A 1,578-nucleotide genomic window follows, 5' to 3' on the forward strand; every position below is an offset into this window, starting at 1 on the left:
GCTGCTCTATGTGTTCGGCGCCTTCCTGCTCTTCACCGGCTGGAAGATGTGGTTCGCCGCTGGCCAGGAGCCTGACCTGGAAGCCAATCCGGCCCTGCGCTGGATGCGCAAGCATCTGCGCCTGCTGCCGGATTACGAAGGCAACGCGATGAGCGTCAAGCGCGACGGCGTTCGCTGGTTCACCCCGCTGTTCGCGGTGCTGATCCTGATCGCAGTGACCGACGTGATCTTTGCAGTGGACAGCATCCCGGCGATCTTCGCGATCACCACCGACCCGTTCATCGTGCTGACCTCCAACGTGTTCGCGGTGCTCGGCCTGCGTGCGATGTTCTTCCTGCTGGCCGGCATGGCCGACCGCTTCCACCTGCTGCCGTACGGCCTGGCCCTGGTGCTGGCCTTCATCGGCATCAAGATGATGATCATCGACCTGTTCAAGATCCCGACCCCGATCTCGCTGGGCGTGGTCGCGGTGATCATCGCCGCCACGGTGGTGCTGAGCCTGAAGAACCCGCCGAAGGAAGGCGGCGCCTGATCCAGGCGGATTGAAGGATGCGGCCGGTGGATTGTCCCGCCGGCCGCATCCACTCTCCCGCAGCGGTGGCCTTGGTTTCGCGCCGGCCACCGCCATTGCTGAGGGTATGAACACGAACGCGCCCCTGCCCGCCGGCGACGCGCCGGCCGACCGCAACGACCGTACGCGCATCCTGCGCGCCTTCAATGCCAGCCTGGCCGCCGTGCTGGTGCTGGTGGCCGTGTTCGCCCTGCAGGATCATTTCGACTGGCGACCCTGGGCCGTGGCACCGCTTGAAGCCAAGGGCCTGCTCGGCCTGATCGGCGGACCGCTGCTGCATGCTTCGATCGAACACATCGCCGCCAACAGTGCCGCGATCCTGATCCTCGGCACCCTCGCCGGCAGCGTCTATCCGAAGGCCACGCTACGTGCCCTGCCCCTGCTCTGGGTCGGTTCGGGCATCGGTGCGTGGATGCTGGGCAATCCCGGCAGCTTCCATCTCGGCGCCAGTGGCGTCACCCACGGCCTGATGTTCCTGCTGGCCAGCCTCGGCCTGCTGCGCCGCGACCGCGCGGCCATCGCCACCGGGCTGATCGGCATGCTGTTCTACGGCGGCATGCTGATGACCGTGCTGCCGCACGCCGACGGCGTGTCCTGGCAATCGCACATGGGCGGTGCCTTCGCCGGCATCATCGCCGCGCTGCTGTTCCGCAATGCCGACCCGTTGCCGCCGCGCCCGCGTTACAGCTGGGAGGACGAGGAAGACGAGGTCGAGGCGCTGGCCGACGACGAACTCGAGCCACCGTCGCCACAGCGCGTGCCGGTGCTGTGGCAGCCGCGCGAAGGGCAGGACTATGTGGTCGTCCCGTTCCGCCGGCCGGAAGACCCGCGCGGTTGAGCGGGTGGATACGCCGGGCATGGCCCGGCGCTACCGCTTCTGGATGCCTCTGGTAGCGCCGGGCCATGCCCGGCGGCATTGACGCCGGTCAGTCCGTCGCGTTTCCCGCCGCGCCCATTCCATCTACCGCCTGCCGGCCCAGCGCCGGGTCATCGGTGAAGAACGCATC

General features: G+C 67.9%; 1 protein-coding gene and 1 pseudogene. Both read left to right on the forward strand.

Features of this window, described 5'->3' with window-relative positions:
* Positions 1 to 532 (forward strand): annotated as a pseudogene (locus DBR20_RS14880) (hypothetical protein); the annotation flags it as partial.
* A 106-nt stretch (positions 533 to 638) separates the two neighbouring features.
* Positions 639 to 1,409, forward strand: coding sequence for a rhomboid family intramembrane serine protease (locus DBR20_RS14885; protein WP_108266722.1), 771 nt, complete (start codon positions 639 to 641; stop codon positions 1,407 to 1,409).
* The last annotated feature ends 169 nt before the right edge of the window (positions 1,410 to 1,578 follow it).

The sequence above is a fragment of the Stenotrophomonas sp. HMWF023 genome, from assembly GCF_003060985.1.
Taxonomy (GTDB): domain Bacteria; phylum Pseudomonadota; class Gammaproteobacteria; order Xanthomonadales; family Xanthomonadaceae; genus Stenotrophomonas; species Stenotrophomonas lactitubi.

Bases quoted from the DNA above. Each gene is read 5' to 3' on its own strand.
- DBR20_RS14885 (WP_108266722.1), top strand. From the start codon at position 639: ATGAACACGAACGCGCCCCTGCCCGCCGGCGACGCGCCGGCCGACCGC.